The following is a 24877-nucleotide window of genomic DNA, read 5'->3' as shown; positions in this document are numbered from 1 at the left end:
GACCCGGATGCCGCCGCGAGGCTGGACGGGTGACCGCTCCGGAGCCCGACCTGCCGTTCCTCCTACGCCGGGTCGACGCGTTGTCGACCGGCTACGACGACGCCGAGCTCGCCCGGATGGTGCGCCGTGGGGAGCTGCGCCGGCTGCAGCGTGGCACCTACGTGCACTCCCCGGCGGAGCTGCCCACCGACGCCGCCGCGAGGCACCGGCTCACGGTGCTCGCCACGGTCGCAGGGCTTCGCACACCGTCGGCGGTCTGCCACCTCTCGGCCGCGGTCCTGCACGGCCTGCCCGTGTGGGGCGTGCCGCTCGACCGAGTCCATGTGCTCCGTACCCCGGCGGCGAGCGGCACGGGCAGCAGCCGACTGCGCCAGCACGTCAGCCGGGTGCCTGACGAGCACCTCACCATGGTCGACGGCCTGGTCACCACGAGCGTCACCCGAACCGTGGTGGACGTCGCTCGCTCGGCCCCCTCCGAGTCCGCCGTCGTGATCGCCGACCGTGCCCTCCGGACGGGCGGTACCACCCGGGAGGACCTGGTGGACTGCATCGCGTTCATGGGCCGGGTCCCCGGGATCCGGGCCGCCGCTCGAGTGGTCGACTTCGCCGACCCGCTGAGCGAGAGCGTGGGCGAGGGCCGCAGCAGGGTGCTGATCCACCGACTCGGCCTCGCCACGCCCGACCTGCAGGTGCGGGTCCGACGCAGCGACGGCAGCGTCATGGCGCGCTGTGACTTCGGCTGGGAGGAGCACCGCACCCTCGGGGAGTTCGACGGCCGGGTGAAGTACGGCCGACTGCTCCAGCCGGGCGAGGAGCCGGGCGACGTCGTCTTCGAGAGAAGCGGCGGGAGGACGAGCTGCGTGACCACCGCTGGCAGGTCGCCCGTTGGACGTGGGACGACCTGGACCGACCCCGCGTCGTGGGTGATCGCCTCCTGCGGGCCTTCGCCCGGGGCGGCCGCTGACTCTCGCGCGGTTCCCTCCGCTCTCGCGCCGGTGTGACAGCGCGATGACGAGAGGAACCGCGCGAGAGTGCCGGCGGCCGAACGCCGCAAGAGCGGGCGCCCCGCTCAGCGCGGCAGGTCCTCCAGCATCTCGGTGACCAGCGCCGCGATCGGCGAGCGCTCGGAGCGGGTCAGCGTGACGTGGGCGAACAGCGGGTGCCCCTTGAGCTGCTCGACCACCGCGGCGATGCCGTCGTGGCGGCCGACCCGCAGGTTGTCCCGCTGGGCGACGTCGTGGGTGAGCACCACCCGCGAGCCCGAGCCCAGCCGGGACAGCACGGTCAGCAGCACCCCGCGCTCGAGCGACTGCGCCTCGTCGACGATCACGAACGAGTCGTGCAGCGACCGCCCGCGGATGTGGGTCAGCGGCAGCACCTCGATGAGGTCACGGCCGGCGATCTCGTCGAGCACGTCCTTCGACACCAGCGCGCCCAGAGTGTCGTAGACCGCCTGCGCCCAGGGCGACATCTTCTCGCCCTCGCTGCCGGGCAGGTACCCGAGCTCCTGGCCGCCGACGGCGTAGAGCGGCCGGAAGACGACGACCTTCGAGTGCGCCCGCCGCTCCATGACCGACTCCAGGCCCGCGCACAGCGCCAGCGCCGACTTGCCGGTCCCGGCCCGCCCGCCCAGCGACACGATGCCGATCTCCGGGTCCAGCAGCAGGTCCAGCGCGATCCGCTGCTCCGCCGAGCGGCCGTGCAGCCCGAAGGCTTCGCGGTCGCCGCGCACCAGCCGCACGTGCTTGTCCGGCGTCACCCGGCCCAGCGCCGACCCGCGGGAGGACAGCAGCACCAGCCCGGTGTGCGCGGGCAGTTCCGCGGCGGCCGGCGCGTACACCTCGCCGTCGTCGTAGAGGGCGGCCAGCCCGGCGTCGTCGAGGGAGAGCTCGGCCATCCCGGTCCAGCCGGCGTCGACGGCGTCCAGCGCCCGGTACTCGTCGGTGTCCAGGCCCACCGCCGCGGCCTTGACCCGCAGCGGCACGTCCTTGGTGATGAGGCAGACGTCGGCGCCCTCGGCGCGCAGGTTCAGCGCCACGACCATGATCCGGCTGTCGTTGCTGTCGTTGCGGAAGCCGGCCGGCAGCACCGACGGGTCGCTGTGGTTGAGCTCGACGTGCAGCGTGCCGCCGTCCTCACCGACCGGCACCGCGGCGTCGAGCCGGCCGTGCTGCACCCGCAGGTCGTCGAGCAGCCGCAGCGCCTGCCGGGCGAACCAGCCCAGCTCGGGGTGGTTGCGCTTGTCCTCCAGCTCTCCGATCACGACGAGCGGGAGGACCACGTCGTGGGCGCCCATGCGCAGCAGCGCACCGGGGTCGGAGAGCAGGACGGAGGTGTCGAGGACGAACGTGCGGCGAGTGGTCACGCCTCCACCTCGCTGGCGCTCGGCAGACGCGTGCCCATGGGTGCTGTGCTCATGCATGCCCTCGCAAGCTCGGTCATGGCTCGACTCCCGTGGGGCGCAGCCCGCGCCCCGGCTCGAAGGTGGCCGGGCCCCGGCCGAGGAGCCGGGCGCCGGCCCCCCTGGTCGACGAGTTCGTCAGCACCAACCGGGCCTCCCGTGGACGGCGAGGTGAGCTCGCCCTCCACCGCGGACGTTAGGCCCGGGAGGTGACAGGAACATGTCGGAGAGGCGGCGTGTCCCCCCATCGGGGCACCACCGGTACCAGCCGTCTCAGCGACGGCGCGGCCGGACGGCGACCAGCACCCACACCAGCGGCACCAGCAGGACCGGCCACTGGAGCCTCAGGTCGCCCAGCCACCACAGCCCGCCGACCAGCAGCACGGCCAGCCAGCCCGCCGTCCACAGGCCCAGGTCCCGGGCCTCCTCCGGGCCGTACCGTGCCACTGCTCAGCCGGTCCGCAGCTCGCCGGCGACGTCGGCCGGGGTGAGCGGCTCGTCGAGCAGGCGGACGAAGCGGTCGGCGACCGGCTGGTCGGCCGGGCGGGCGTCCAGCCACCGCGAGAGCAGGTCGAAGCCCTCGACGTAGGTGGTGGTGTAGGCCCGCCACAGCGGGTGGGTCAGGAAGCGCAGCTGCTGGCGGGCCCGGTCGGCGCTGACCAGCGACCAGCGCTGGATGAAGGCGGCCGCCTCGTCGGCGCCGGCGCCGCGGTCGTGCAGCAGGACGGCGGCGTCCTGGCGCACCCGGTTCAGCGGCGCGGCGGCCGCGGCGATCCGCTCGGCGAGGTGCCCGTCGAAGTGCAGCCCGAGATCGCCGAGCACCTCCGCCGCCCACGGACCCCAGCCCTCGCCGATCGCGGCCTGCACGCCCAGGTCGGCCAGCCCCTCGGCCATGAGGCACTCGGGGGTGTTGACCAGGAAGACGGTGTGCTCGAGCCGGGCACCGCGCTCGACCAGGCCCAGCTCCTTGCGGCAGTGCTCGGTGTGGTGCCCCGGGTAGGCCTCGTGCGCGACGAGGTGCGGCAGCTGGCCCAGCCGGTGCGGCAGGTCGGCGTTGATCGCGACGCGCGAGCGGTAGTCGCCCTCGTAGTAGTTGAAGCCCGACCACGGCTGGTCGGTGACCACCTCGTAGCGCACCGTCTCGACCTCGGGCAGCCCGTAGTCGGCGCGCACCCGGTCGCGCAGCGCGCTGGACAGCGCGTGCACCGCCTCGGCCAGCCGCTCGGGCGGGCACTCCTCGCGGCGCCGGTGGGCGGCGTAGCGGTCGGCCAGCGGGCCGCTGCCGGGCAGCAGGACGTCGAGTTCGGCGTGCGCGGCGGCGTAGGTCGCCGGGTCGCCGAGGGTCAGGTCGACCTGGAAGTAGCTGCGCACCTCGTCGAGGAAGGGCACCGGCTCGCCGGCCATCTTGCGGGCCGTGCACTCCAGGGCGGTGAGCTGCCCGCGGAGGAAGCCGGCGCGGTCGGCCGGCAGGTCGGAGGACGCCAGCTCCCCCAGCAGCGCGCGGGCCCGGTCGCGCAGGCCGGACGGGGTGGGCGCCGGCTCGTCCTCCACCGCCGCGCGGATCCGCTTGTCGCCGGTGTAGGCGTCGACGAAGCCGGACTCCAGCCGGTCGAAGCGCAGCCCCAGCCGCACGTACTCCAGGGGGACGTCGAGCGAGGGCGCCATGACCAGCAGTTTCTCAGCCGCCGAAGCGCCGGTGCCGGGCGGCGTAGGCGCGCAGCGCCCGCAGGAAGTCGACGCGGCGGAAGTCGGGCCAGTAGACGTCGGTGAAGTGGAACTCCGAGTGGGCGGTCTGCCAGAGCAGGAACCCCGAGAGCCGCTGCTCGCCGCTGGTGCGGATCACCAGGTCGGGGTCGGGCTGGCCGCGGGTGTAGAGGTGCTCGGCGATGTGCTCGACGTCGAGGACGCCGACCAGCTCGTCCATCGTCGTCCCCCGCGCGGCGTGCTCGGCCAGCAGCGAGCGGACGGCGTCGGCGATCTCCCGCCGTCCGCCGTAGCCGACGGCGAGGTTGACCGTCGCGCCCGGCCGGTCGAGGGTGTCCTCCTCGGCCTGCTTGAGGACGGCGACCGTCTCGGCGGGCAGCAGCTCGAGGGCTCCCACCGGGTGCAGCTGCCAGCGCCGGTCGGGGGCGGCGAGGTCCTCGGCGACGCCCTCGATGATCCGCAGCAGCGGCAGCAGCTCGGGCTCGGGACGGGACAGGTTGTCGGTGGAGAGCAGGAACAGCGTGACCACCTCGACGCCGGCCTCGTCGCACCAGCCGAGGAAGCTCGCGATCTTGTCCGCGCCACGGCGGTGGCCGGCGTTGGGGTCCTCCAGGCCGATGGCGCGCGCCCACCGCCGGTTGCCGTCGACGATCACCCCGACGTGCCGCGGGATCGCCGCGCCCTCCAGCGCCTGGGCGAGCCGGTGCTCGTACACCTGGGTGAGGACGTCGCGTGCCCACTGCCGCACCCCCACGGTGGGTCACACTAGGCCCGCTCCGCGGCGTCCCGCGCACCCGTCGGCGACCTGCACGAAGGCCCTCGGAGTGCCAGGGAGCTCACAGCCGGCTCCCGTCGCCGCGCTCCCTACGCATGCGTAACCTCGCCCGCATGAGCGTCCCCCACGGGAAGGGCGAGGCGGTCCGGATCGAGGCCGACGGCGCCCAGATCGAGGCGCCGGCCGGCCCGGCGGTGGCCACCGTCCTCGAGGAGGGCGAGCGGGTCGAGCGCACCTGGACCGCCGAGGACTTCGGCGACAGCGACTGGACCCACCCCGACACCCGGCCGCGGATGCGCGGCTGGCTGCACCTGTTCTCGTTCTTCGGCGCGGTCGTCGCCGGCGCCGTGCTGATCCCGCTGGGGTCGGTGCTGGGCGCCCGGGCCGGCTGGTCGGTGACCGTCTACTGCGCCACCATCTGCGGCCTGTTCGGGATCAGCGCGCTGTACCACCGGCGGCGCTGGTCACCGCGCGGCTGGAAGCTGATGAAGCGGCTCGACCACTCGATGATCTTCCTGTTCATCGCCGGCACGTACACGCCGTTCGCCCTGCTCGCGGTCGACCAGCCGACCGGCTACTGGGTCCTCGCGGGCGTCTGGGCGGGAGCGCTGGCCGGCGTGTTCCTCAAGCTCACCTGGCCGACCGCGCCGCGCTGGGTGGGCGTGCCCCTGTACATCGGGCTGGGCTGGGTCGCCGTCTTCATCCTGACCGACATCCTGCACATCGCCGGCGTGACCTCGCTGGTGCTGCTGGCCGTCGGCGGCGTGCTGTACACGCTCGGCGGGGTGGCCTACGCGATCAAGCGGCCCAACCCCTGGCCCGGCACCTTCGGCTACCACGAGGTCTTCCACGCGATGACCGTCGTGGCCGCGATCTGCCACTACATCGCCGTGTACTTCGCGATGTACTCGTCGCCGTTCGTCGGCGCGGGACGACAGCCGGCCGGCGGTGCGCCAGGCGCGGGCGACGAGGTCGCCGTCCTCGTCGGTCACGAGGTTGCCCATCACCCGCAGGGCCACGGTCATGAGGGACCGCGAGCGCATGCCCACCGGGCCGGCCGCGGGCAGGAAGCGGGGCACGGTGAGCAGCCCGGCCAGCCGGCGGGCGATGGAGAACGCCTCGCCGTAGTGGCGCCGCAGCTCCGCCGGCCAGGCGGCGGTCCAGTCGTCCTCGCCGAGGAGCTCCACCACGCTGCGGCCGGTCTCCAGGCCGTAGTCGATGCCCTCGCCGTTGAGCGGGTTCACGCACCCCGCGGCGTCACCGACCAGCGCCCAGTTCCGCCCGGCCACGCCGGAGACCGCTCCGCCCATGGGCAGCAGCGCCGACGCCGGGGCCTCCACCGGCCCGTCGAGCCGCCAGTCCTCGCGGCGGGCGTCGGCGTAGACCTCCACCAGCGCCTTGAGCTGCACCCCCGCCGGACGGCGGGCGGTGGCCAGCGTGCCGACGCCGATGTTCACCTGCCCGGCCTCCGCACCCAGCGGGAACACCCACCCGTAGCCGGAGAGCAGCTCCCCCTCGGCGCCGCGCAGCTCCAGGTGCGAGGAGATCCACTCGTCGTCCGCCCGCCCGGAGCGCACGTAACCGCGGGCGGCGACGCCGTACGCGGTGTCGCGGTGCCACTCGCGGCCGAGCACCCGGCCCAGCGGTGAGCGGACGCCGTCGGCCACGACCAGCCGCCGGCAGCCGACGGTGACCGTCTCCTCGTCGGCGAGCTCGAACACCACGCCGGTCACCCGCTCGCCGTCCCGCTCGACGTCGACGGCGCGCGCCCCCTCGAACGGGACGGCGCCGTCGGTCAGCGCCACCCCGCGGATCCGGGCGTCGAGCTCCGTGCGCGGCACCGCGCTGCCGTGGTCGGGGAAGGCACCGCCGGGCCAGGGCAGCTCCCAGGTCCGGCCGAAGCCGGCCGCACGCAGCCCGCGGTTGCGCGCCCGCGAGCGGGCCCAGTCGCCCAGGCCCAGGCGGTCGAGCTCGGCGATCGCGCGCGGGGTCAGCCCGTCGCCGCAGGTCTTGTCGCGGGGGAAGACCGCCGCGTCGGCGAGGACGACGTCGTGCCCCGCGCGCGCGGCCCACCCGGCGGCCGCCGCACCCGCCGGTCCGGCCCCGACCACGAGGACGTCGGTGTCGGTCGGGACGGCGGCGCTGGCTGGCACGGCCCCAGTGTCCCTGGCTGGGAGGAGTGGGGCCCGGAGGGTCCCCGACGAGTAGCCGATGGAGCTCAGCACAGGCGGGGGACGGCTCCTGGCCGCGGTGCGGTCCGGAGGACCGCGGTGTCATCCGAACAGAGGGAACCGCTCCGCGGCCGCCCCCAGGACGGCGCCGTCGCGGTCGTCCAGCGGTTCGCGGCCGGTGCCGCGCCGGGCCGCGGTGGCGTCGTCCCACGCCTCGGGCAGCGGGCCGCCGAGCAGCCCCTCGAGCACCCGGCGCACCTCCGCGAGGGCGTCCGGCGAGGGGCCGGGCCGGTCCAGGTGCGCCACCAGGTCCAGGTGGTGCACCGCGGCCTCCACGGCGAGCGAGGACAGCAGGTCGCCGGCGCGCAGGACGTGGCCCTGGGTGGCGACCAGGTCGTCGGGCAGGGTCCGCCCGGCGAGCACGGTCACGGCCGCGACGAGCTCCGCATACACCCCGGACAGCTCGGCGAGCCCGCCGGCGACGCTGGCGCGGACGCGGGTGCGCCAGGCGACGTCCTCGTCCTGCGCCGCGGTCGGCTGCCAGGACCGCCAGTAGGCGACCGCGTCGCTGGTGGCCGGCCCGTCCGCCGGGGTGGCCAGCGCGACCAGGCCCCGGCGGGCGTCGTCGACCAGGTGCAGGGTCAGGTCCAGGACCGCCCACCCGGCGCACCCGGTCGGCTGCCAGGCCTCCTCCGGCCGCAGGTCCGTGACCAGCGCGGACAGGGACCGGTAGGTGGCCGGGAGCAGCTCCGTCGACGAGGACACCCGGGCAGCGTGGCAGAGCTCAGTCCACCTGGGGGCCGCGGGCCCGGACCTCCTCGACCGAGGCCATCGCCGCGCGCAGCTCGCCGAGCCAGTCGTCGGTGTGCTGTGCGACCAGCCGGACCGCCCAGGCCAGCGCCTCGGAGCGGGACCGGGCGACCCCGGCGTCCACGAGGGTGTCGAGGACCAGCCGCTCGGGCTGGCGCAGCCGGGTCATCACCGGCACCGAGAGGTTGGTGAAGACCTCCCGGACGTCGCCGCAGGCCGCGCCCCAGGCGACCGAGCGGCCGTAGCGGGCCTGCGCGGCATCGGCGATCGCCATGCGCTGCTCGCGGGTCTCCTCGCGGAAGCGGGCGATCCGGCCGGCCCGCGCCGCCGCGGGGTCGCCCTCGCCGGCCTCCGGCTCGGCCAGGGTGCCGATGACGGTGATCTCGTCGCGGTCGACGGTGAGCTCGACCGGGCCGGTGAACCAGTCGTCGGGCAGCCGCCCGGCGAACCAGCCGGCGACCTCGCCGCGCTCGGCGGGCGGCGGGGCGTCCGGGCCCCGGCCGCGACCGCCGGGGCCGCGACCCCGCGGGCCGCGGAACCCGCCGCGCATCCCGGCGAAGGGGTTCTCGGAGGGGAATCGGTGGTGTCCGTGCACGACGGCCTCCCGTGTCGAGTGATTACACACTTACACGGTAAGCCCGGCGGGCGACGTCAGGAAGGGGCCATCGCTGCGCCCAGAGCGGACACGTCCGTGACGGGCGCGGAGCAGACGAACCCCCGGCACACGTAGGCGACCGGCCGGCCGTCGACCAGCGGGCGGCCGGCCAGCAGCGGGACGCCGGGCTGGTCGGGCTCGCCGACGACCACCACCGCGCCCGGGCTGGTCGAGGCCCGGGCGGCGGCCGCGAGGGCATCGCGCTCGGGCCCGGCCGGTCCGCTCACCGCGACCTCCAGTGGGCCGGTCACGAGCGCCTCCCCCACCGCGAGGGCCCAGCCCACCGCCTGCGGCGCGCGCTCGGCGAGCCGGGCCAGCGAGCCCACGGCCGCCTCACCGAGCTCCCGGTGCCGTGGCGCGCCGGCCGACGCGGCGTAGGACACGGCGGCCCCGGCCACGGCGGCGATGCCGGACGGCGTGGGACCGTCGGCCGGGTCGAACGGCCGGTGCACCAGCGCCTCGGCGTCGGCCGCGGTGTCGTGCCACCCGTCGGCGTCCACGAACTGCTCGGCGACGACGTCCAGCAGGTCGCCGGCCAGGTCCAGCCAGCGCCCCTCGCCGGTGGCCTGGTGCAGCGCGAGCAGCCCCTCGGCGAGGTCGCCGTAGTCCTCGAGCACCCCGGCCGGCGCGCCTGCGACGCCGTCCCGCGAGGCCCGGCGCAGCCGCCCGTCGACCCGGTGCACGTCGGCGAGCAGCGCCGCCGCCCGCCGCGCCGCGTCGACCGAGGACGGCGTCCCGGTGAGCACGCCGTGCTCGGCCAGGGCGGCGATCGCCAGCCCGTTCCAGGCGGTCACCACCTTGTCGTCGCGCGCCGGCTGCGGTCGCTGCGCCCGGGCCGCCATGAGGCGCTCCTGCACGGACGCCAGCCGGGCCGGGTCGTCGGGGTCGCGCAGCAGCTGCAGCGTCGAGGTGCCGTGCTCGAAGGTGCCGTGCTCGGTCACCGCGAACACCTCGGCGGCCCAGGCCCCGTCGTCCGCGCCGAGCACCTCGACCAGCTCTGCCCGCGTCCACACGTAGGTGAGCCCCTCGACGCCCTCGGTGTCGGCGTCCAGCGCGGAGGCGAAGCCGCCCTCGGGCGTGCCGAGGTCGCGGACGAGGAAGGCGGCGGTCGCGTCGGCGACCCGGCGGGCCCACTCCTCGCCGGTCGCCCGCCACAGGTGCAGGTAGCCGCGCAGCAGCAGGGCGTTGTCGTAGAGCATCTTCTCGAAGTGCGGCACGACCCACTGCGCGTCGACGGAGTAGCGGGCGAAGCCGCCGGCGAGCTGGTCGTGGATGCCGCCGCGGGCCATCGCCTCGAACGTGCCGCGCGCCATCCGCAGCGCCCGCTCGTCGCCGGTGCGGGCGGCGTGGCGGAGCAGGAACTCCAGCACCAGGGACGGCGGGAACTTCGGGGCACCGCCGAAGCCGCCCCAGCGCTCGTCGTACCCCTGGGCCAGCGCGGCGACGGCGCGGTCGAGCAGCTCGGCCGTGATCGGGGTCGGCGTCCCCAGGTCCAGCCGGGCGGAGATGCCCTCGGCGATGCGGGTGCCGGCCCCCTCCAGGTCCGCGCGCCGCGTCCGCCAGGCGTCGGTGACCGCGGCCAGCAGCTGGCGGAACGACGGCATCCCGTGCGCGGGCCGGGGCGGGAAGTAGGTGCCGCAGTAGAACGGCCGGCCGTCGGGTGTGGTGAACACCGTCATCGGCCAGCCGCCGGAGCCGGTCAGCGCCTGGGTGGCGGCCATGTAGACGCTGTCGACGTCCGGCCGCTCCTCGCGGTCGACCTTCACGCACACGAACCCGTCGTTCATCTGCGCCGCCGTCGCCTCGTCCTCGAAGGACTCGTGCGCCATCACGTGGCACCAGTGGCAGGCGGCGTAGCCGACGCTGAGCAGGACGGGCACGTCCCGGCGCCGGGCCTCGGCGAAGGCCTCCTCGCCCCACTCCCACCAGTCGACCGGGTTCTCCGCGTGCTGCAGCAGGTAGGGGCTGGTGGCGGCGGCCAGGCGGTTGGTCACGGCGGTCGCTCCTCACGTCCCGAGCTCACCGTCCCTTGCCCCGCAGGTCGCCGTGCCAACCGGACGCGGCGGCGCGACACCTCGAGGGGACCGACTCTCCGTCCGCGCCGGCGACCGCGTGGCACCCGGCGAGCGACTCCCCTCCACGGGGTCGGGAGCTTGATGCGAGAATGGTTCTCATGGCCATCTCGTCGATCCGTTCCCACAGCACGTTGGCAGCCGCCGCTGCCACTGCCGGCACCCTCCTCCTGACCGGGTGTGGAGGCAGCGCAGGGAGCGGCGGATCCGCCGAGCCGGCGGTGGACGGGTCGGGCGGCCTGGCCGTGGTCGCCGGCTTCTACCCGCTGGAGTGGGCCGCGGCCCGCGTGGGCGGGGAGCGGGTCGACGTCTCCTCGCTGACCCCGCCCGGCGCGGAGGCGCACGACCTGGAGCTGGCCCCGCAGGACGTCGCCGCGGTCGCCGAGTCCGACCTCCTCGTCTACCTGGAGGGCTTCCAGCCCGCCCTGGACGAGGCCGCGACGACCGAGGCCGCCGACACCGCCTGGGACGCCGGCCAGGCCGCCGACCTCTCCCTGACCGCGGAGGAGGACGGGCACGAGGGGGAGACCGCCGAGGAGCACGCCGAGCACGCCGAGGAGGGCGAGGCGCCCGTCGACCCGCACTTCTGGCTGGACCCGGTGCGCCTGGCCGCCGTCGGTGACGCCCTGGCCGCGGAGCTCGGTGAGCGCGACCCCGACGGCGCGGCGAGCTACGAGCAGAACGCCGCCGCACTGCGCGCCGACCTGGAGGCGCTGGACGGCGAGATGCAGGCCGCCCTGGCGAACTGCGCGGTGGACACCCTGGTCACCGGCCACGACGCGTTCGGCTACCTGGCCGACCGCTACGGTTTCGAGGTGGTCGGCATCAGCGGGCTGAGCCCGTCGCTGGAGCCCGACCCCGCGCAGCTGGCCGAGATCGCGACGCTCGTGCGGGAGCGCGGGGTGACCACCGTCTACACCGAGACCCTCGTCGACCCGGCCGTCGCCGAGACCGTCGCCGCCGAGTCCGGGGTGGCCACCGCCGTCCTGGACCCGCTCGAGGGGCTGACCGACGAGTCGGCCGGCAGCGACTACCTCGAGGTCATGCGGGCCAACCTGGCCACGCTGCAGGAGGGCCAGTCCTGCGCATGAGCGCGATCCGGCTGCGCGGGGCGCGCATCGGCTACGGCGACGTGGCCGTCGTGCAGGACGTCGACCTGACCGTGGCGCACGGCGAGGCGGTCGCCGTCCTCGGCTCCAACGGATCGGGCAAGACCACCCTCGCCCGCGGCCTGCTCGGCCTGGCGACCGTGCTCGGCGGCCAGGTCGAGGTGCTCGGCGCCCCGGTCGGCCGGCCCCGCGCCCGCGGCCGGATCGGCTACGTCCCCCAGCGGCACACCGTCACCGGCGCGGTGCCGGCCACGGTGCGCGAGGTGGTCGGCGTGGGCCGGCTGGCCCGGCACGGGCTGTTCGGCCGGCTGCGCCCGGCCGACCGGGCCGCGGTCGCCGACGCCGTGGCCGCCGTCGGGCTGGCCGACCGCATGCACGACCCGGTCGCGTCGCTGTCCGGCGGGCAGCAGCGCCGGGTGCTGGTGGCCAGGGCACTGGCCGCCGAGCCGGAGTTGCTGGTCATGGACGAGCCCACCGCCGGGGTGGACGCCGCCAGCCAGGACGCGCTGGCCGCGGTCCTGGCCGCCGTGTCCGCCGCGGGCACCACACTGGTGGTCGTGACCCACGAGATCGGACCGCTCAGCGGAGTGCTGTCCCGGGCGGTCGTCGTCGACCACGGGCGGATCGCCTTCGACGGGCCGCTCGCCGGGGCCGAGGCCACCGATGACGGGCACCACCACCCGGAGGACACGGGCCTGCCGCCGGCGCGCGGGTACCGCCAGGACCAGCCGCGGGTGACGACGGACGGAGGCCGCTGAGGTGGAGGTCCTGGAGTACGGGTTCATGCAGCGGGCGCTGCTGGCCTCGCTGATGGTCGGGCTGGTGGCGCCGGCGGTCGGCGTGTTCCTGGTGCAGCGCCGGCTCTCCCTGCTCGGTGACGGCCTCGGCCACGTCGCGCTCACCGGGGTGGCGGTCGGCGTCCTGACCGCCACCGCCCCGGTCGGCACGGCACTCGTGGCGGCCGTGCTCGGCGCCGTACTCATCGAACTGGTCCGCGCCCGCGGCCGCACCAGCGGCGACGTCGCGCTCGCCGTCCTCTTCTACGGGGGCATCGCCGGCGGCGTGGTGCTGCTCAGCCTCGCCCCGCGCGGGCAGGCGACCAACCTCGAGGCCTACCTGTTCGGCGCGATCACCACGACCACCGCGGCGGACGTCGCGGTGTTCGGCGTCATCACCCTCGTCGTGCTCGCCGTCGTGTGGCTGCTCGGACAGCGGCTCTACGCGGTCAGCGACGACGAGGAGTACGCCCGCGCGGTCGGCCTGCCGGTGCTGGCGCTCAACACCGTGCTCGCCGTCCTGGTCGCCGCCACCGTCGTGCTGTCCATGCGGGTGGTCGGCCTGCTGCTGATCAGCGCGCTGATGATCGTGCCCAGCGCGGTCGCGCAGCTGCTGGCCCGCAGCTTCCGCCAGACCGTCTACCTGGCCTGCGGGATCGGCCTGGGGGTCAGCGTCGCCGGCACCAGCGCCTCCTACTACACCGGCACCCCCTCCGGCGGCACGATCGTGCTGCTGGCCATCGCGCTGTTCCTGCTGGTCACCACCGTGACCGCGGTCCGCGAGGCGACCGCCCGCCGCCGGCACCAGCGGCAGGCCGAGGTGCACGCCGCCCACCCGCACGAGCACGGCGCCGGCTGCGGACACCCGGCGGTGCCGCACGGCGACCACGTCGACTACGACCACGACGGCCACCTGCACGCCCCGCACCACACCGGCGCCGGCGTGCACTACGACGAGCACGGCGAGCACCCGGCCCCCGCGCCGGTCGCCGGGAAGGCGGGGCGACCGTGACCCATCCCGAACCCGCGGGGGTGCCGGCCCGCCGGAACACCCGGCAGCGCAGCGCCGTGCTGGCCCTGCTCGAGGAGCTCGACGACTTCCGCAGCGCCCAGGACCTGCACGCGATGCTCCGCGCCCGCGGCGACTCGGTGGGCCTGGCCACGGTCTACCGGGCGCTGCAGGCCCTGGTCGACGACGGGCAGGTCGACCTCCTGCGCGGCGCCGACGGCGAGGCGGTCTACCGGCGGTGCTCGCCGGTGCACCACCACCACCTGGTGTGCCGCTCCTGCGGCCGCACCGTCGAGGTCGCCGACCCGCCGGTCGAGCGCTGGGCCGCCAAGATCGCCGCCGAGCACGGCTTCGCCGACGTCCAGCACCAGCTCGAGGTCTTCGGCACCTGCGCGGCCTGCGCCGCACGCTGAGGACTCCGGCGCGCGACCGAGGACGAGCAGGCCGGGCACCCACCTCACCGGGTCCGACCCGAGTCTCGATGGTGCGGACGACCGGCGGTGCTCTCCAGGCGCACGACCGGCCGGGTGCCGGTGGCGCGGGCCATCAGCCGGTCCCGCCCGGGCCGAGCCGGCGGCGGACGTCGGGGTCGGTGGCACGCAGCCGGGCCACCGTCTGCAGGAGACCGTGCGGGATTCCCGCGGCGTCCTCGCGGGTGGCTGCGCACCGGACGGCGACCCGGGCGCCGGCCTGCCCGTCCCGCTGGTGGAGGCGGTCGTCGGTCTCGGCCCACCGGTACGGATCCACCGCGACGCCGGCCGACCGTGCACCCCGGCCCGGACGGCGCCGGGGTGCAGGGGACACCGGCCGGCTACCCGGGCGACTCCGCGGCGGGCTCCGGCGCCGGGGTGGGGCCGCCGCCCTCCCCCTCGTCCGGCTCCCGCTCCTTGCGGCGCAGCAGCCACGACGTGCCCCCCAGCAGCAGCACGAGCACGCCCAGGACGCCGATCTCGGTGATGCGGTCGGTGAAGCCCGCCCCGTCGCCGACGACGCCCGCGGCCTCGACCGACAGGACGACGATCTCCTTGATCGAGGCGATGATCCCGATGACCAGGAACGGCTCGGCGACGAGCTCCCGCTTCTCCACCGTCGTCCGGACGGCGAACAGCAGCTCGACCACGATGAACACCAGCAGCAGGACGTCGAGCAGCTCGAGCATCGGCGCCTGCGAGAGGTCCCCGGTCAGCGACCACGTCGTCCGTGCGGCCAGCACCAGCAGGGCCAGCGCGGCCAGGACGAGGAACAGCGCGATGCCGGCGTAGACGACGTTCTCGGCCACCTCCAGCACCCGGGTGCCGACCCGGCCGAAACCCGGCGGGGGGACGCGCTGCTCGGGGTCGTGCCGTCGCTGGGCCATCCCGGGATCCTGGCCCGTCCGACGGCGCGTGGCGACCCCCAGGAGTCGGGGGGTCACCTGGATGGTCCATATCACGAGCTGACGAGAAGCAGTCGGAGGCGCGCCCGAGACACCTGTCAAGTCCTGCCGGGAGGAGGCGAGATGCTTCGTCGAGTCGACATGTCGACAGCCATGGCGCCGGGTGCCGTGTCGGGCGGATCCTGCCGTCGCCACCACTCCCCAGGAGGCCTGCCATGAGCCGGTCCCGGTTCCTCGTCCTCGCCGTCTCCACCCTCGCTGTGCTGGGGGTGGTCGCGCCCGCCTCGGCGGGTGCGAGTCCCTACTGCGGGATCACCTGGGGCTCGCAGCCGGAGAGCGCCGACCGCGGCGACCGGGAGGTGGTGTTCGACGTCCGCTCCGGTCGGCACGACTGCTTCGACCGGCTCGTCGTCGACGTGGGCGGGGAGGACGCCACCTTCGGCTCCTACTCGGTGCGCTACGTGCCGGTCGTGCGGCAGGACGGCTCCGGGGACGCGGTGCCGGTCCGCGGCGCCGCCGACCTGGAGATCGTGGTGCGCGCACCCGCGTACGACGAGCAGGGCCGTCCGACGTTCCTGCCGGCCGACCCCCGGGAGGTCGTGGACGTCGCCGGCTACCGCACGTTCCGCCAGGTGGCCTACGCCGGCTCCTTCGAGGGCTCCACGACCCTGGCCCTCGGTGTCCGCGCCCGGCTGCCGTTCCGCGTGTTCACCCTCGACGGCACGCCGAACTCCGACCACACCCCGCGCCTGGTGATCGACGTGGCGCACCGCTGGTAGCCGCACCTCCCGGCGACGGCCGGCCGGTCAGCCCGCCCCGGCGCCCGGCCGGTCGTCGTCACGGCGGGGCCCCTCGATGGCCCGGGGCGCCCGGCGCAGCGTGTCGAGCAGCGCCTGCCCCGGCTCGGGCCGGGGGTCGAGCAGTTCGGCCGGGGTGTCGGGCACGACGACCCGCGGGGCGTCGTCCTCGGTGTCGAAGCTGCGCGGCACCCGCTTGAGGTGCGTGGTCATCGACTTCACCAGCAGCAGGACGGCGAGGAAGAGCAGCACGGTCAGCAGGGCGCCGATGGGGCCCGCCTTGCCGACGTCCTCGGGTATCTGCTGCTCGGCGGCCAGCAGCACGACCTCCATCATCGGACCACCACCTCACTCCGCACGCCGGCGAACAGGTCGTCCTCGGGCACCGGCGAGTCGACGACCGACCGGGCCAGCTCGTAGTCCTCGGTGGGCCAGACCCGCTGCTGGACCTCCAGCGGGCAGGCGAACCAGCGGCCGTTCGGGTCGATCTGGGTGGCGTGCGCGATGAGTGCGGCGTCCCGGACGGCGAAGTACTCGGCGCAGGGCACCTTCGTGGTGACCCGGTGGGACAGGTCCCGGTCGGGGTCCCAGTTCTCCAGCCACTCGGCGTAGGGCGACTCCGCACCCGAGGCGAGGATGGCCTCGTGCAGCGCCCGCGTCCGCGGCAGCGTGAAGCCCATGTGGTAGTAGAGCTTGAGCGGCTGCCAGGGCTCGCCCAGCTGGGGGTAGCGGTCGGGGTCGCCGGCGGCGTCGAAGGCGTGCACCGAGACCTCGTGGGTCTTGATGTGGTCCGGGTGCGGATAGCCGCCGCGCTCGTCGTAGGTGGTGATCACGTGCGGCCTGAACCGGCGGATCAGCTCGACCAGCGGCGCGGCCGCCTCCTCGGTCGGCACCAGCGCGAAGCACTCCTCGGGCAGCGGCGGCAGCGGGTCACCCTCGGGCAGCCCGGAGTCCACGAAGCCGAGGAACTCCTGCTCGACGCCGAGGATCTCGCGGGCCCGGGCCATCTCCTCCCGGCGGATCTCCGGCAGGCGCTCCCAGACGTCGGGCCGGTCCAGCGCCGGGTTGAGCACCGACCCGCGCTCACCCCCGGTGCACGTCGCCACCATGACGCGGACGCCTTCCGCGACGTACTTGGCCATGGTCGCGGCGCCCTTGCTCGACTCGTCGTCGGGATGGGCGTGCACGGCGAGCAGGCGCAGCGGGTCTGCTTCGGTCACCCCGACATCATCCCCCGGCCGCACCGGGTGCCGCCGCCGCCGGGGCCCCCGATCGGGTGTTCGTGGCGCTCGTCACGCTGCGGTCCGCTACCGTTCCGGATTCCCGGCGGCCGACGCGGGTGGGAACACCGACCCGGCCGACGGTGTTACGTTGGCCGTTCTGAACGCGGCCGCTCCCCACGCGGGGGGCGGCCACCGACATTTCAGGAGCACCGCCGTGTCCACCCCCACTGACGAGCAGAACCAGGGCGTCTGGCTGACCCAGGAGGCCCACGACCGGCTCAAGGCCGAGCTCGACCAGCTGGTGGCGGGCCGACCGGCCATGGCCGCCGAGATCAACGCCCGCCGCGAGGAGGGCGACCTCCGCGAGAACGGCGGCTACCACGCCGCCAAGGACGAGCAGGGCAAGCAGGAGGCCCGCATCCGCCAGCTGGAGGACCTGCTGCGGAAGGCCCGTGTCGGCGACGCGCCCACGACGGCGACGCACGCCGCCACCGGCACCGTGATCACCATCCGCTTCCGGGGTGAGGACGAGACCGAGAAGTTCCTCCTCGGCTCACGCGAGATCGCCGGGACGACGGGGCTGCAGGTCTACTCCCCCGAGTCGGCGCTCGGCTCGGCCATCCTGGGCGCCGCCCCCGGTGCGACGGTCACCTACCAGGCGCCCAACGGCCGCGACATCACCGTCGACGTCGTCGCCGTCGAGCCCTTCGTCCCCTGACCGAGGGCGCTGCGTGACCCGTCCGGTCCGCTCCCGGAGGGCGGAGAACACCGGGTTCGCCTGCGTGCACTGCGGGTCGGCGGTGCCGGCGAACACCGACGGCCACTACCGCAACCACTGCCCGGTGTGCCTGTGGTCGCTGCACGTCGACGACCTCCCCGGCGACCGGGCGAGTGACTGCCGGGCGCCGATGGAGCCGATCGGCCTGGTGGAGAAGTCGGGCAAGGGCTGGCAGGTGGTCCACCGCTGCACGGCGTGCGGCCACCGCCAGCCCAACCGGCTGGTCCGCGAGGGCGACGCCCCCGACGACCTCGACGTCGTCCTCTCGCTGCCCTGGCTCTGACATCGTCGGCCTACCGGCCGACACCGCGGCCAGGCGCCGTCCCCGACCGCCGTCGAGCCGCTGCGTCGCTCCTCGCGGGGACCCTCCTGGCCCCCACTCGTCACGACAGAGCGTGTCGGCTCAGGCCGGCAACAACCCCCGGCGGCGGAGCAGGGGCGTGGGGTCGGCATCCCGGCCGCGGACGGCGCGGAAGGCCTCCAGCGGGTCCACCGACCCGCCGACGGCGAGCAGCCGCGACCGGAAGACCTCGCCGTTCTCCCGCCGCAGCCCGCCGTTCTCCTTGAACCACTCCACGGTGTCGGCGTCCAGCACCTCCGACCAGATGTAGGAGTAGTAGCCGGCCGCGTAACCCCCCGCGAAGACGTGCTGGAAGTACGTCGTCCGGTAGCGCGGCGGCACCAGGTCGTAGGCGACGCCGGCCGCCTCGAGCGCGGCCCGCTCGAACTCCTGCGGGTCGCCGACCTCGGTCTCCGGGGTGATGCGGTGCCAGGCCTGGTCGAGCAGCGTGGCCGCCAGGTACTCCAGCGTCGCGAAGCCCTCGCCCCACAGCTGCGCGGCCTCGATCGCCTCGACGACGCTGGCCGGCAGCGGATCGCCGGTGTCCACGTGTCGCGCGTAGCCGGCCAGCACCTCCGGCCACAGCGCCCACATCTCGTTGACCTGGCTCGGGAACTCGACGAAGTCCCGCGGCACGCTGGTGCCGGCGAACCGGGGGTAGGTGACGGCGGAGCTCAGGCCGTGCAGCGTGTGGCCGAACTCGTGGAAGAGCGTGTTCACCTCGTCGAGGGTGAGCAGGGTGGGCTGCCCGTCGGCCCCGCGGGTGACGTTGAGGTTGTTCACCACCACCGGCCGGGTGCCCAGCAGCCGCGACTGGGTGACGAACGAGCTCATCCAGGCCCCGCCGCGCTTGCCCTCACGGGCGTAGAAGTCGCCGAGGTACAGGCCGACCGTCTCCCCCGCCGCGCCGGTGACCTCCCAGACGCGGACGTCGGGGTGGTAGCCGGCGAGGTCTGGGCGGGGCGTGAAGCGGTAGCCGTAGAGCCGCTCCGCGGCGGCGAAGACGCCGTCGACGAGCACCCGGTCCAGCTCGAACCACGGCCGCAGCGCCGTGGTGTCGACCGAGTACCGCTCGGCGCGCACCCGCTCGCTGTAGAAGGCCCAGTCCCAGGGCGCCAGGTCGGTCACGCCGTCCCGCGCCGCCACCTCGCCCAGCGCAGCGGCCTCGGCCTGCGCGTTCGCCAGCGACGGGCCGACCATCCGGCCGAGCATCGCGTCGACGGCCTCGGTGCTGCGTGCGGTCTGGTCGGCGAGCACCAGGTCGGCGTGGGTGTCGAAGCCGAGCAGGCGGGCGCGCTCGGCGCGCAACCGGGCGATCCGCACCGCGACCGGCCCGTTGTCGTGCTCACCGCCCGACGCCCGGGTGACCGAGGCCTCGAAGACCCGGCGGCGCAGGTCCCGGTTGCGCAGCTTGGTCAGGACTGGCTGGCCGGTGGGCAGCAGCAGCGGGATGAGGAACCCGGCCACCCCGCGGTCGGCGGCGGCGCGGCCCGCGGCGGCGACCTCCTCGGGGCTCAGCCCGTCGAGCTCGGCAGCGTCCGAGACCACCACCGCGGCCGCCTCCGTGGCCAGCTGCAGGTTCTGCCCGAACCGCGTCGACAGCTCCGACAGCTCCCGGTTGAGCTCGCTCAGCCGGGCGCGGCCGGCCTCGTCGAGCCGCGCACCGGCGAGCACGAAGTCCAGGTGGTAGCGCTCCACCAGCCGGACGGCCTCGGCGTCCGGACCGGACTCGTGCCGCCGCGCGTGGACGGCATCGATCCGCGCGAACAGGTCGGGGTCCAGCCGCAGGGCGTCGGCGTGCGCGGCCTCCAGCGGGGCCAGCTCCCGCTCGATCTCCCGCAGCCGGTCGGTGGCGACCGAGGAGGCGAGGTTGTGGAAGACCGCGCCGGCGCGGCGGTACAGCCGGCCGGACCGCTCCAGCGCGACGACGGTGTCCTCGAACGTCGGCGGCCCGGGCGAGGCCACGATGGCGGCGGCCTCGGCCCGCTGCTCGGCCATCCCGGCCAGCACCGCCTCGCGGCAGTGCTCGAGGGTGATCGCCGCGAAGGGCGGCAGCTGCAGCGGCAGTGTGGACGGCTCGAGCAGCGGGTTGTCGGCGGCTGGGGCGGCGGAGGCAGGCACGGGCACACTGTGACACTCCGGGGTCGTGCCCGTCGGCGGGCCCGGAGGGCCCGCGGCGGGGCTCAACGCTCGCCGGGGACGGCTCCTGGTCGCGGTGCGGTCCGGTAGGGCTGCGGTGTCACCGCGTCGCGGTGCGCTGGTAGAGCCGCACCGACAGCGGCACGAAGACCGCCAGGATGACCGCCGTCCAGATCAGCGTGTAGAGCACCGGGTTCTGCAGCGACCACACGTCGGGCACCGGGGCGCCGGCCGGGAAGTTGCCGAAGAGCTCCCGGGCTGCCTGCGCGACCGCCGACACCGGGTTCCACTCCGCGAAGGTCCGCAGCACCGACGGGAAGGTCTCCAACGGGACGAAAGTGCTGGCCACGAACGTCAGCGGGAAGATGACGATGAAGCTGGCGTTCTGCACCACCTCCGGTGTCCGGACCATCAGCCCGACCACCGCCATCAGCCAGGAGACCGCGTAGGCGAACACCAGCAGCACGAGGAAGCCGCCGACCGCCTCGCCGAACGACGAGTTGATCCGCCACCCGACGACCAGCCCGGTCAGGGCCATGACGGCGATCGAGATGGCGTTGAGGCCCAGGTCGGCGACCGTGCGCCCGACGAGCACGGCCGAACGGGACATGGGCAGGGAACGGAACCGGTCGATCAGGCCCTTCTGCAGGTCGTCGGCCAGCGAGGCGCCGGTGATGGTGCTCCCGAACACCACGGTCTGGGCGAAGATCCCGGGCAGCAGGAACTCCGCGTAGCTGACTCCCGGGGGCAGTCCGCCGATCGCGCCGCCGAACACGTAGCGGAACATCACCACGAACATGATCGGCGAGAGCGTCGCGAACACGATGAGGTCCGGCACCCGCTTCACCTTGATCAGGTTGCGCTTGGTGATGACGACGCTGTCCGACAGCGTCGTCGCGAGGCTGTTCATGCCATCCCCCCGGTCGTGGCCGGCTGTGCCTGCGGGTCGGTGGCGGTCTCCTCCGCCGCGTGGCCGGTGAGGGCGAGGAAGACGTCGTCGAGGTCGGGACGCCGCAGGCCCACGTCGACGATCTCCGCGGTGTACCCGTCCAGCCGCTGCAGGGCCTCGGCCAGCACCTCCGCCCCGCCGGACACCGGCAGGCTGAGCCGGCGCGCCTGCTCGTCGACGTGCGGCTCGTCGACGGCCAGCCCGCGCAGCCGCGCCACGATGTCGGGCAGGACGGCGGCGGTCGTCACGGTGAACTCCAGCCGCTGGCCACCCACCTGCGCCTTGAGCTCGTCGGCGGTGCCGCGGGCGATCACCCGGCCGCGGTCGATGACCACCATCCGGTCGGCCAGCCGGTCGGCCTCCTCCAGGTACTGGGTGGTCAGCAGGATCGTCGTCCCGCCGTCGGCGAGGTCGGCGATGAACTCCCACATCGCCAGCCGGCTGCGCGGGTCCAACCCCGTCGTCGGCTCGTCGAGGAACAGCACTCTCGGCCGGGCGATCAGCGAGGCCGCGATGTCCAGCCGGCGGCGCATGCCACCGGAGTAGGTCTTGGCCGGCCGGTCGGCGGCCTCGGTCAGGTCGAAGCGCGCCAGCAGCTCGCGCGCCCGCGACCGCGCCTCGCCGCGGCCCAGCCGGTAGAGCCGGCCGACCATCTCGAGGTTCTCCGCGCCGGTGAGGTACTCGTCGACCGCGGCGTACTGACCGGTCAGCCCGATGGCGGCACGCACCGCGTCGGCGTCGCGCACCACGTCGAGCCCCACCACCTCGGCCCGCCCCTCGTCCGCGCGCAGCAGCGTGGTGAGGATCCGCACCACCGTCGTCTTGCCCGCGCCGTTGGGCCCCAGCAGCCCGAGGACGGAGCCCTCCTCCACGGTCAGGTCCACCCCGCCGAGGGCGGTGGTCGCGCCGAAGCGCTTGACCAGCCCCTCGACGACGATCGCGTCGCTCATGACCGCAACGCTAGATGCGAGGACCGACAGTTCCGACCGGTTTTCGGGTTCTCCACGCGACGGCAGACCCGGGCCGGCGCCGGGACTCATCGTTCAGCCGGTGGTCACCGCGTACCCGGCCCGGTCGAGCCGGGCCAGCACCTCCTGGGCGTGCTCGGGCCCGCGGGTCTCCAGGACGACGAAGACCTCGACCTCCCCCAGCCCCAGCCGGGTCGCCGTCCGCTCGTGCTCGACCTCCAGGACGTTGGCGCCGACCTGGGCCAGCTCACCGAGCACCGCGGCCAGCGACCCCGGCCGGTCGGGCACCCGCAGCCGCAGCGACTGGTAGCGCCCGGCCGCGGCCATGCCGTGCTGCACGACCTTGAGCAGCAGGACCGGGTCGATGTTGCCGCCGGAGACGATCGCGACCACCGGCGGCGCGAAGGCGGCGGGGTCGGCGAGCACGGCGGCCACCGCGGCCACGCCGGCCGGCTCGACGACGAGCTTGGCCCGCTCCAGGCAGAACAGCAGCGCCTGGGACAGGTCCTCCTCGCTGACCGTGCGCACCTCGTCGACGAGGTCCCGGACGTGCGCGAACGTCAGCTCCCCGGGCGCGCCGACGGCGATGCCGTCGGCCATCGTGGTCATCTCCGGCAGCGCCACCGGCCGGCCGGCGGCCAGCGACCCGGGGAACGCGGCGGCCGCGGCGGCCTGCACGCCGACCACCCGGACGCCGGGACGGCGCGCCCGCACCGCCGCCGCGATGCCGGAGACCAGTCCGCCGCCGCCGGTGCACACGACGACGGTCGCGACGTCGGGGCACTGGTCGAGGACCTCCAGGCCGACCGTCCCCTGCCCGGCGATCACGTCCGCGTGGTCGAACGGGTGGATGAACACCGCGCCGGTGCGCTGCGCGTGCTCGGCCGCCGCCGCCAGGGCCTCGGTCAGCGAGGCGCCGCCCAGCCGCGCCTCCGCGCCGTAGCCGCGGGTGGCCGCCACCTTGGGCAGCGGCGCGCTCTCCGGCATGAACACGGTGGCCCGGATGCCGAGCAGCTGGGCGGCGAGGGCGACGCCCTGCGCGTGGTTGCCGGCGCTGGCGGCGACGACGCCCCGCGCCCGCTCCTCGAGGGGGAGCCGCGCCAGCCGGGTGTAGGCGCCGCGGATCTTGAAGGAGCCGGTGCGCTGCAGGTTCTCGCACTTGAGCCACACCGGGCCGCCGACCCGCTCGGCCAGCGCGCGGGAGTGCTCCAGCGGCGTGTGCCGGACGACGTCGTCCAGCAGCGCGGCCGCGGCCTCGACGTCCGCGCCGCTCACCAGGGGGGTGTCCGTGGGACCCACGCGGCGATCCTCGCAGGCCGACGAGCCGGACCGGTGACCGCAGAGTGCTCCGCGTCGTACCGTGGCTGGGGTGACGGACCCCGGCGTTCCCGCCTCCGCTCCCCCCGCTCCCACGACCCTGGGCGAGCTCCGCGACAGCGGGGCCGCCTTCCGGCCCGTCAAGGCCGAGATCCGCGCCAACCTGCTCGCCCGCCTGGGCGCCGGCGAGCCGTCCCTGCCCGGCATCGTCGGCTTCGACGACACCGTCGTGCCCGAGGTCGAGCGGGCCCTCATCGCCGGCCACGACCTGGTCCTGCTCGGTGAGCGCGGCCAGGGCAAGACCCGGCTGATCCGCACCCTGGTCGGCCTGCTCGACGAGTGGACGCCGGTGCTCACCGGCAGCGAGCTCAACGAGCACCCGCTGGCCCCGATCAGCGTGTGGGCGCACCGGCAGATCGCCGAGCACGGGGACGCCACCCCCGTGGGCTGGCTGCACCGCAGCGAGCGGTTCGGCGAGAAGCTGGCCACCCCCGACACCAGCGTCGGCGACCTCATCGGCGACGTCGACCCGATCAAGGTGGCCGAGGGCCGCACCCTGGGCGACCCCGAGACGGTGCACTACGGCCTGGTCCCCCGCACCAACCGCGGCATCTTCAGCGTCAACGAGCTGCCCGACCTCGCCGAGCGCATCCAGGTGGCACTGCTCAACGTGCTCGAGGAGCGGGACATCCAGATCCGCGGCTACCGGGTGCGGCTGCCGCTGGACCTGCTGCTGGTCGCCAGCGCCAACCCCGAGGACTACACCAACCGCGGCCGGATCATCACCCCGCTCAAGGACCGCTTCGGCGCCGAGGTGCGCACCCACTACCCGATCGAGCTCGCCGACGAGGTCCGGCTGCTGCACCAGGAGGCGCGCACCGGCTGGCTGTCGGACGGCGCGCTGGACAGGCCGCTGATCCCGGAGCACCTGGCCGAGATCGTCGCCCGCTTCACCCGGCTGGTCCGCGACTCCAACCACGTCGACCAGCGCTCCGGCGTCAGCGCCCGCTTCGCCATCGCCGGGCTGGAGACGGTGGCCGCCTCCGCCGTCCGCCGGGCCGCCGTCGCCGGGGAGACCCGGCCGGTCGCCCGCGTCGTCGACCTGCCCAGCATCGTCCCGGCCAGCCGCGGCAAGGTCGAGTTCGCCGACTCCGGCTCCGACCCGGACGACGAGCGGGAGCTGGAGGTGCTCGAGCACCTGCTGCGCCAGGCGACCGCCCAGACCTTCCGGGCCCGCTGCGCCGGGCTGGACCTCACCGGCCTGCAGGAGCACTTCACCGGCGGGGAGACCGTCGAGTCCGGCGAGCTGGTGCCGGCCGCCGCGCTGCTCGGCCAGCTGGGCACCATCCCGAAGCTCGCCGAGCTGCTGGGACGCCTGGGCGTGCCGGAGGGCGAGCAGTCGGCCGAGCAGGCCGCCGCCGCGGTGGAGTTCGCCCTGGAGGGGCTCTACCTGACCCGCCGGCTGGCCAAGGACACCGACGGCCCACGCACGGTCTACGGGGCCTGACG

Annotated in this window: 24 protein-coding genes and 2 pseudogenes; 10 read left to right on the top strand and 16 right to left on the bottom strand. The window is 75.0% G+C overall.

Going from position 1 to position 24877, the window contains the following annotated elements; all coding sequences use genetic code 11:
• Window positions 1–29 precede the first annotated feature (29 nt).
• Complete coding sequence (locus ACI78Z_RS05935; protein ID WP_457035601.1) at window positions 30–1001, top strand: type IV toxin-antitoxin system AbiEi family antitoxin domain-containing protein; 972 nt, start codon at window positions 30–32, stop codon at window positions 999–1001.
• A 68-nt stretch (window positions 1002–1069) separates the two neighbouring features.
• On the opposite strand, the gene ACI78Z_RS05930 is transcribed toward ACI78Z_RS05935, so the two are convergent.
• The 4 genes from ACI78Z_RS05930 to ACI78Z_RS05915 form a co-directional block, all read right to left on the bottom strand.
• Window positions 1070–2365 (bottom strand): PhoH family protein, encoded by a 1296-nt coding sequence (locus tag ACI78Z_RS05930; RefSeq protein ID WP_457035600.1) that lies wholly within the window; start codon window positions 2363–2365, stop codon window positions 1070–1072.
• A gap of 309 nt (window positions 2366–2674) precedes the next feature.
• Complete coding sequence (locus ACI78Z_RS05925) at window positions 2675–2848, bottom strand: hypothetical protein (RefSeq protein ID WP_457035599.1); 174 nt, start codon at window positions 2846–2848, stop codon at window positions 2675–2677.
• Between the two features lie 3 nt (window positions 2849–2851).
• Complete coding sequence (locus tag ACI78Z_RS05920) at window positions 2852–4066, bottom strand: DUF885 domain-containing protein (RefSeq protein ID WP_457035598.1); 1215 nt, start codon at window positions 4064–4066, stop codon at window positions 2852–2854.
• Window positions 4067–4079: 13 nt separating this feature from the next.
• On the bottom strand, window positions 4080–4859 hold the full coding sequence (locus ACI78Z_RS05915; RefSeq protein WP_457035597.1) for an isoprenyl transferase: 780 nt from the start codon (window positions 4857–4859) through the stop codon (window positions 4080–4082).
• Between the two features lie 116 nt (window positions 4860–4975).
• Here ACI78Z_RS05915 and trhA point away from each other — a divergent pair.
• Window positions 4976–5722, top strand: a pseudogene (trhA, locus tag ACI78Z_RS05910) (PAQR family membrane homeostasis protein TrhA); the annotation flags it as partial.
• Window positions 5723–6082: 360 nt separating this feature from the next.
• Here the strand turns inward: trhA and ACI78Z_RS05905 are convergent.
• From ACI78Z_RS05905 to ACI78Z_RS05890, 4 genes and pseudogenes are all read right to left on the bottom strand, one after another.
• Window positions 6083–7033: pseudogene (locus ACI78Z_RS05905) on the bottom strand (geranylgeranyl reductase family protein); the annotation flags it as partial.
• Window positions 7034–7153: 120 nt separating this feature from the next.
• Window positions 7154–7816 (bottom strand): maleylpyruvate isomerase N-terminal domain-containing protein, encoded by a 663-nt coding sequence (locus tag ACI78Z_RS05900; RefSeq protein ID WP_457035596.1) that lies wholly within the window; start codon window positions 7814–7816, stop codon window positions 7154–7156.
• Between the two features lie 19 nt (window positions 7817–7835).
• Complete coding sequence (locus ACI78Z_RS05895) at window positions 7836–8456, bottom strand: hypothetical protein (protein WP_457035595.1); 621 nt, start codon at window positions 8454–8456, stop codon at window positions 7836–7838.
• Window positions 8457–8512: 56 nt separating this feature from the next.
• Window positions 8513–10510: a thioredoxin domain-containing protein gene (locus tag ACI78Z_RS05890; RefSeq protein WP_457035594.1), complete on the bottom strand. Its 1998-nt coding sequence runs from the start codon at window positions 10508–10510 to the stop codon at window positions 8513–8515.
• Window positions 10511–10809: 299 nt separating this feature from the next.
• On the opposite strand from ACI78Z_RS05890, the gene ACI78Z_RS05885 reads away from it, so the two are divergent.
• From ACI78Z_RS05885 to ACI78Z_RS05870, 4 genes are read left to right on the top strand one after another with little or no spacing between them, the layout of a single operon-like run.
• Window positions 10810–11679: a metal ABC transporter substrate-binding protein gene (locus tag ACI78Z_RS05885; RefSeq protein ID WP_457035593.1), complete on the top strand. Its 870-nt coding sequence runs from the start codon at window positions 10810–10812 to the stop codon at window positions 11677–11679.
• Window positions 11676–12455: a metal ABC transporter ATP-binding protein gene (locus ACI78Z_RS05880; protein WP_457035592.1), complete on the top strand. Its 780-nt coding sequence runs from the start codon at window positions 11676–11678 to the stop codon at window positions 12453–12455. Before ACI78Z_RS05885 ends, ACI78Z_RS05880 begins: the two co-directional genes overlap by 4 nt.
• A 1-nt stretch (window position 12456) precedes the next feature.
• On the top strand, window positions 12457–13485 hold the full coding sequence (locus ACI78Z_RS05875) for an iron chelate uptake ABC transporter family permease subunit (RefSeq protein WP_457035591.1): 1029 nt from the start codon (window positions 12457–12459) through the stop codon (window positions 13483–13485).
• Window positions 13482–13895 (top strand): Fur family transcriptional regulator, encoded by a 414-nt coding sequence (locus ACI78Z_RS05870; protein ID WP_457035590.1) that lies wholly within the window; start codon window positions 13482–13484, stop codon window positions 13893–13895. The genes ACI78Z_RS05875 and ACI78Z_RS05870 overlap by 4 nt, the downstream gene beginning before the upstream one ends.
• Before the next feature lie 133 nt (window positions 13896–14028).
• Here ACI78Z_RS05870 and ACI78Z_RS05865 read toward each other — a convergent pair whose 3' ends face one another.
• A complete protein-coding gene (locus ACI78Z_RS05865; RefSeq protein WP_457035589.1) occupies window positions 14029–14229 on the bottom strand; it encodes a hypothetical protein in 201 nt (66 codons plus the stop codon).
• Between the two features lie 64 nt (window positions 14230–14293).
• Window positions 14294–14839 carry a phosphate-starvation-inducible PsiE family protein gene (locus ACI78Z_RS05860; protein WP_457035588.1) on the bottom strand — a complete coding sequence of 182 codons (546 nt, stop codon included), beginning with the start codon at window positions 14837–14839 and terminating at the stop codon, window positions 14294–14296.
• A 233-nt stretch (window positions 14840–15072) separates the two neighbouring features.
• Between ACI78Z_RS05860 and ACI78Z_RS05855 the strand changes: the two genes are divergently transcribed.
• Entirely contained in the window at window positions 15073–15636 is a 564-nt protein-coding gene (locus tag ACI78Z_RS05855; RefSeq protein ID WP_457035587.1) for an AMIN-like domain-containing (lipo)protein, read from the top strand.
• A gap of 27 nt (window positions 15637–15663) precedes the next feature.
• On the opposite strand, the gene ACI78Z_RS05850 is transcribed toward ACI78Z_RS05855, so the two are convergent.
• Window positions 15664–15990: a hypothetical protein gene (locus ACI78Z_RS05850; RefSeq protein ID WP_457035586.1), complete on the bottom strand. Its 327-nt coding sequence runs from the start codon at window positions 15988–15990 to the stop codon at window positions 15664–15666.
• Window positions 15987–16874, bottom strand: coding sequence for a mycothiol conjugate amidase Mca (gene mca / locus ACI78Z_RS05845; protein ID WP_457035585.1), 888 nt, complete (start codon window positions 16872–16874; stop codon window positions 15987–15989). Before mca ends, ACI78Z_RS05850 begins: the two co-directional genes overlap by 4 nt.
• A 217-nt stretch (window positions 16875–17091) precedes the next feature.
• Between mca and greA the strand changes: the two genes are divergently transcribed.
• Window positions 17092–17595, top strand: a complete 504-nt coding sequence (gene greA, locus ACI78Z_RS05840; RefSeq protein ID WP_457035584.1) for a transcription elongation factor GreA — start codon at window positions 17092–17094, stop codon at window positions 17593–17595.
• A 13-nt stretch (window positions 17596–17608) separates the two neighbouring features.
• Window positions 17609–17938 carry an RNHCP domain-containing protein gene (locus ACI78Z_RS05835; protein WP_457035583.1) on the top strand — a complete coding sequence of 110 codons (330 nt, stop codon included), beginning with the start codon at window positions 17609–17611 and terminating at the stop codon, window positions 17936–17938.
• Window positions 17939–18058: 120 nt separating this feature from the next.
• Here the strand turns inward: ACI78Z_RS05835 and ACI78Z_RS05830 are convergent, their stop codons facing one another.
• The 4 genes from ACI78Z_RS05830 to ilvA all read right to left on the bottom strand — a co-directional run bounded on the left by ACI78Z_RS05830 (window position 18059) and on the right by ilvA (window position 23350).
• Window positions 18059–20116: a M3 family metallopeptidase gene (locus ACI78Z_RS05830; protein WP_457035582.1), complete on the bottom strand. Its 2058-nt coding sequence runs from the start codon at window positions 20114–20116 to the stop codon at window positions 18059–18061.
• 118 nt (window positions 20117–20234) lie between these two features.
• Window positions 20235–21044, bottom strand: coding sequence for an ABC transporter permease (locus ACI78Z_RS05825; protein WP_457035581.1), 810 nt, complete (start codon window positions 21042–21044; stop codon window positions 20235–20237).
• Entirely contained in the window at window positions 21041–22033 is a 993-nt protein-coding gene (locus ACI78Z_RS05820) for an ATP-binding cassette domain-containing protein (RefSeq protein ID WP_457035580.1), read from the bottom strand. Before ACI78Z_RS05820 ends, ACI78Z_RS05825 begins: the two co-directional genes overlap by 4 nt.
• 93 nt (window positions 22034–22126) lie before the next feature.
• Window positions 22127–23350, bottom strand: a complete 1224-nt coding sequence (gene ilvA / locus ACI78Z_RS05815) for a threonine ammonia-lyase (RefSeq protein ID WP_457035579.1) — start codon at window positions 23348–23350, stop codon at window positions 22127–22129.
• 70 nt (window positions 23351–23420) lie between these two features.
• On the opposite strand from ilvA, the gene ACI78Z_RS05810 reads away from it, so the two are divergent.
• Window positions 23421–24875, top strand: a complete 1455-nt coding sequence (locus ACI78Z_RS05810) for a sigma 54-interacting transcriptional regulator (RefSeq protein ID WP_457035578.1) — start codon at window positions 23421–23423, stop codon at window positions 24873–24875.
• Window positions 24876–24877: the final 2 nt, after the last annotated feature.

The organism is Geodermatophilus sp. SYSU D01176 (genome assembly GCF_054050015.1).
Note: the sequence above shows the minus strand (reverse complement) of the source record. Positions and strands in the feature narration are given on the sequence as shown.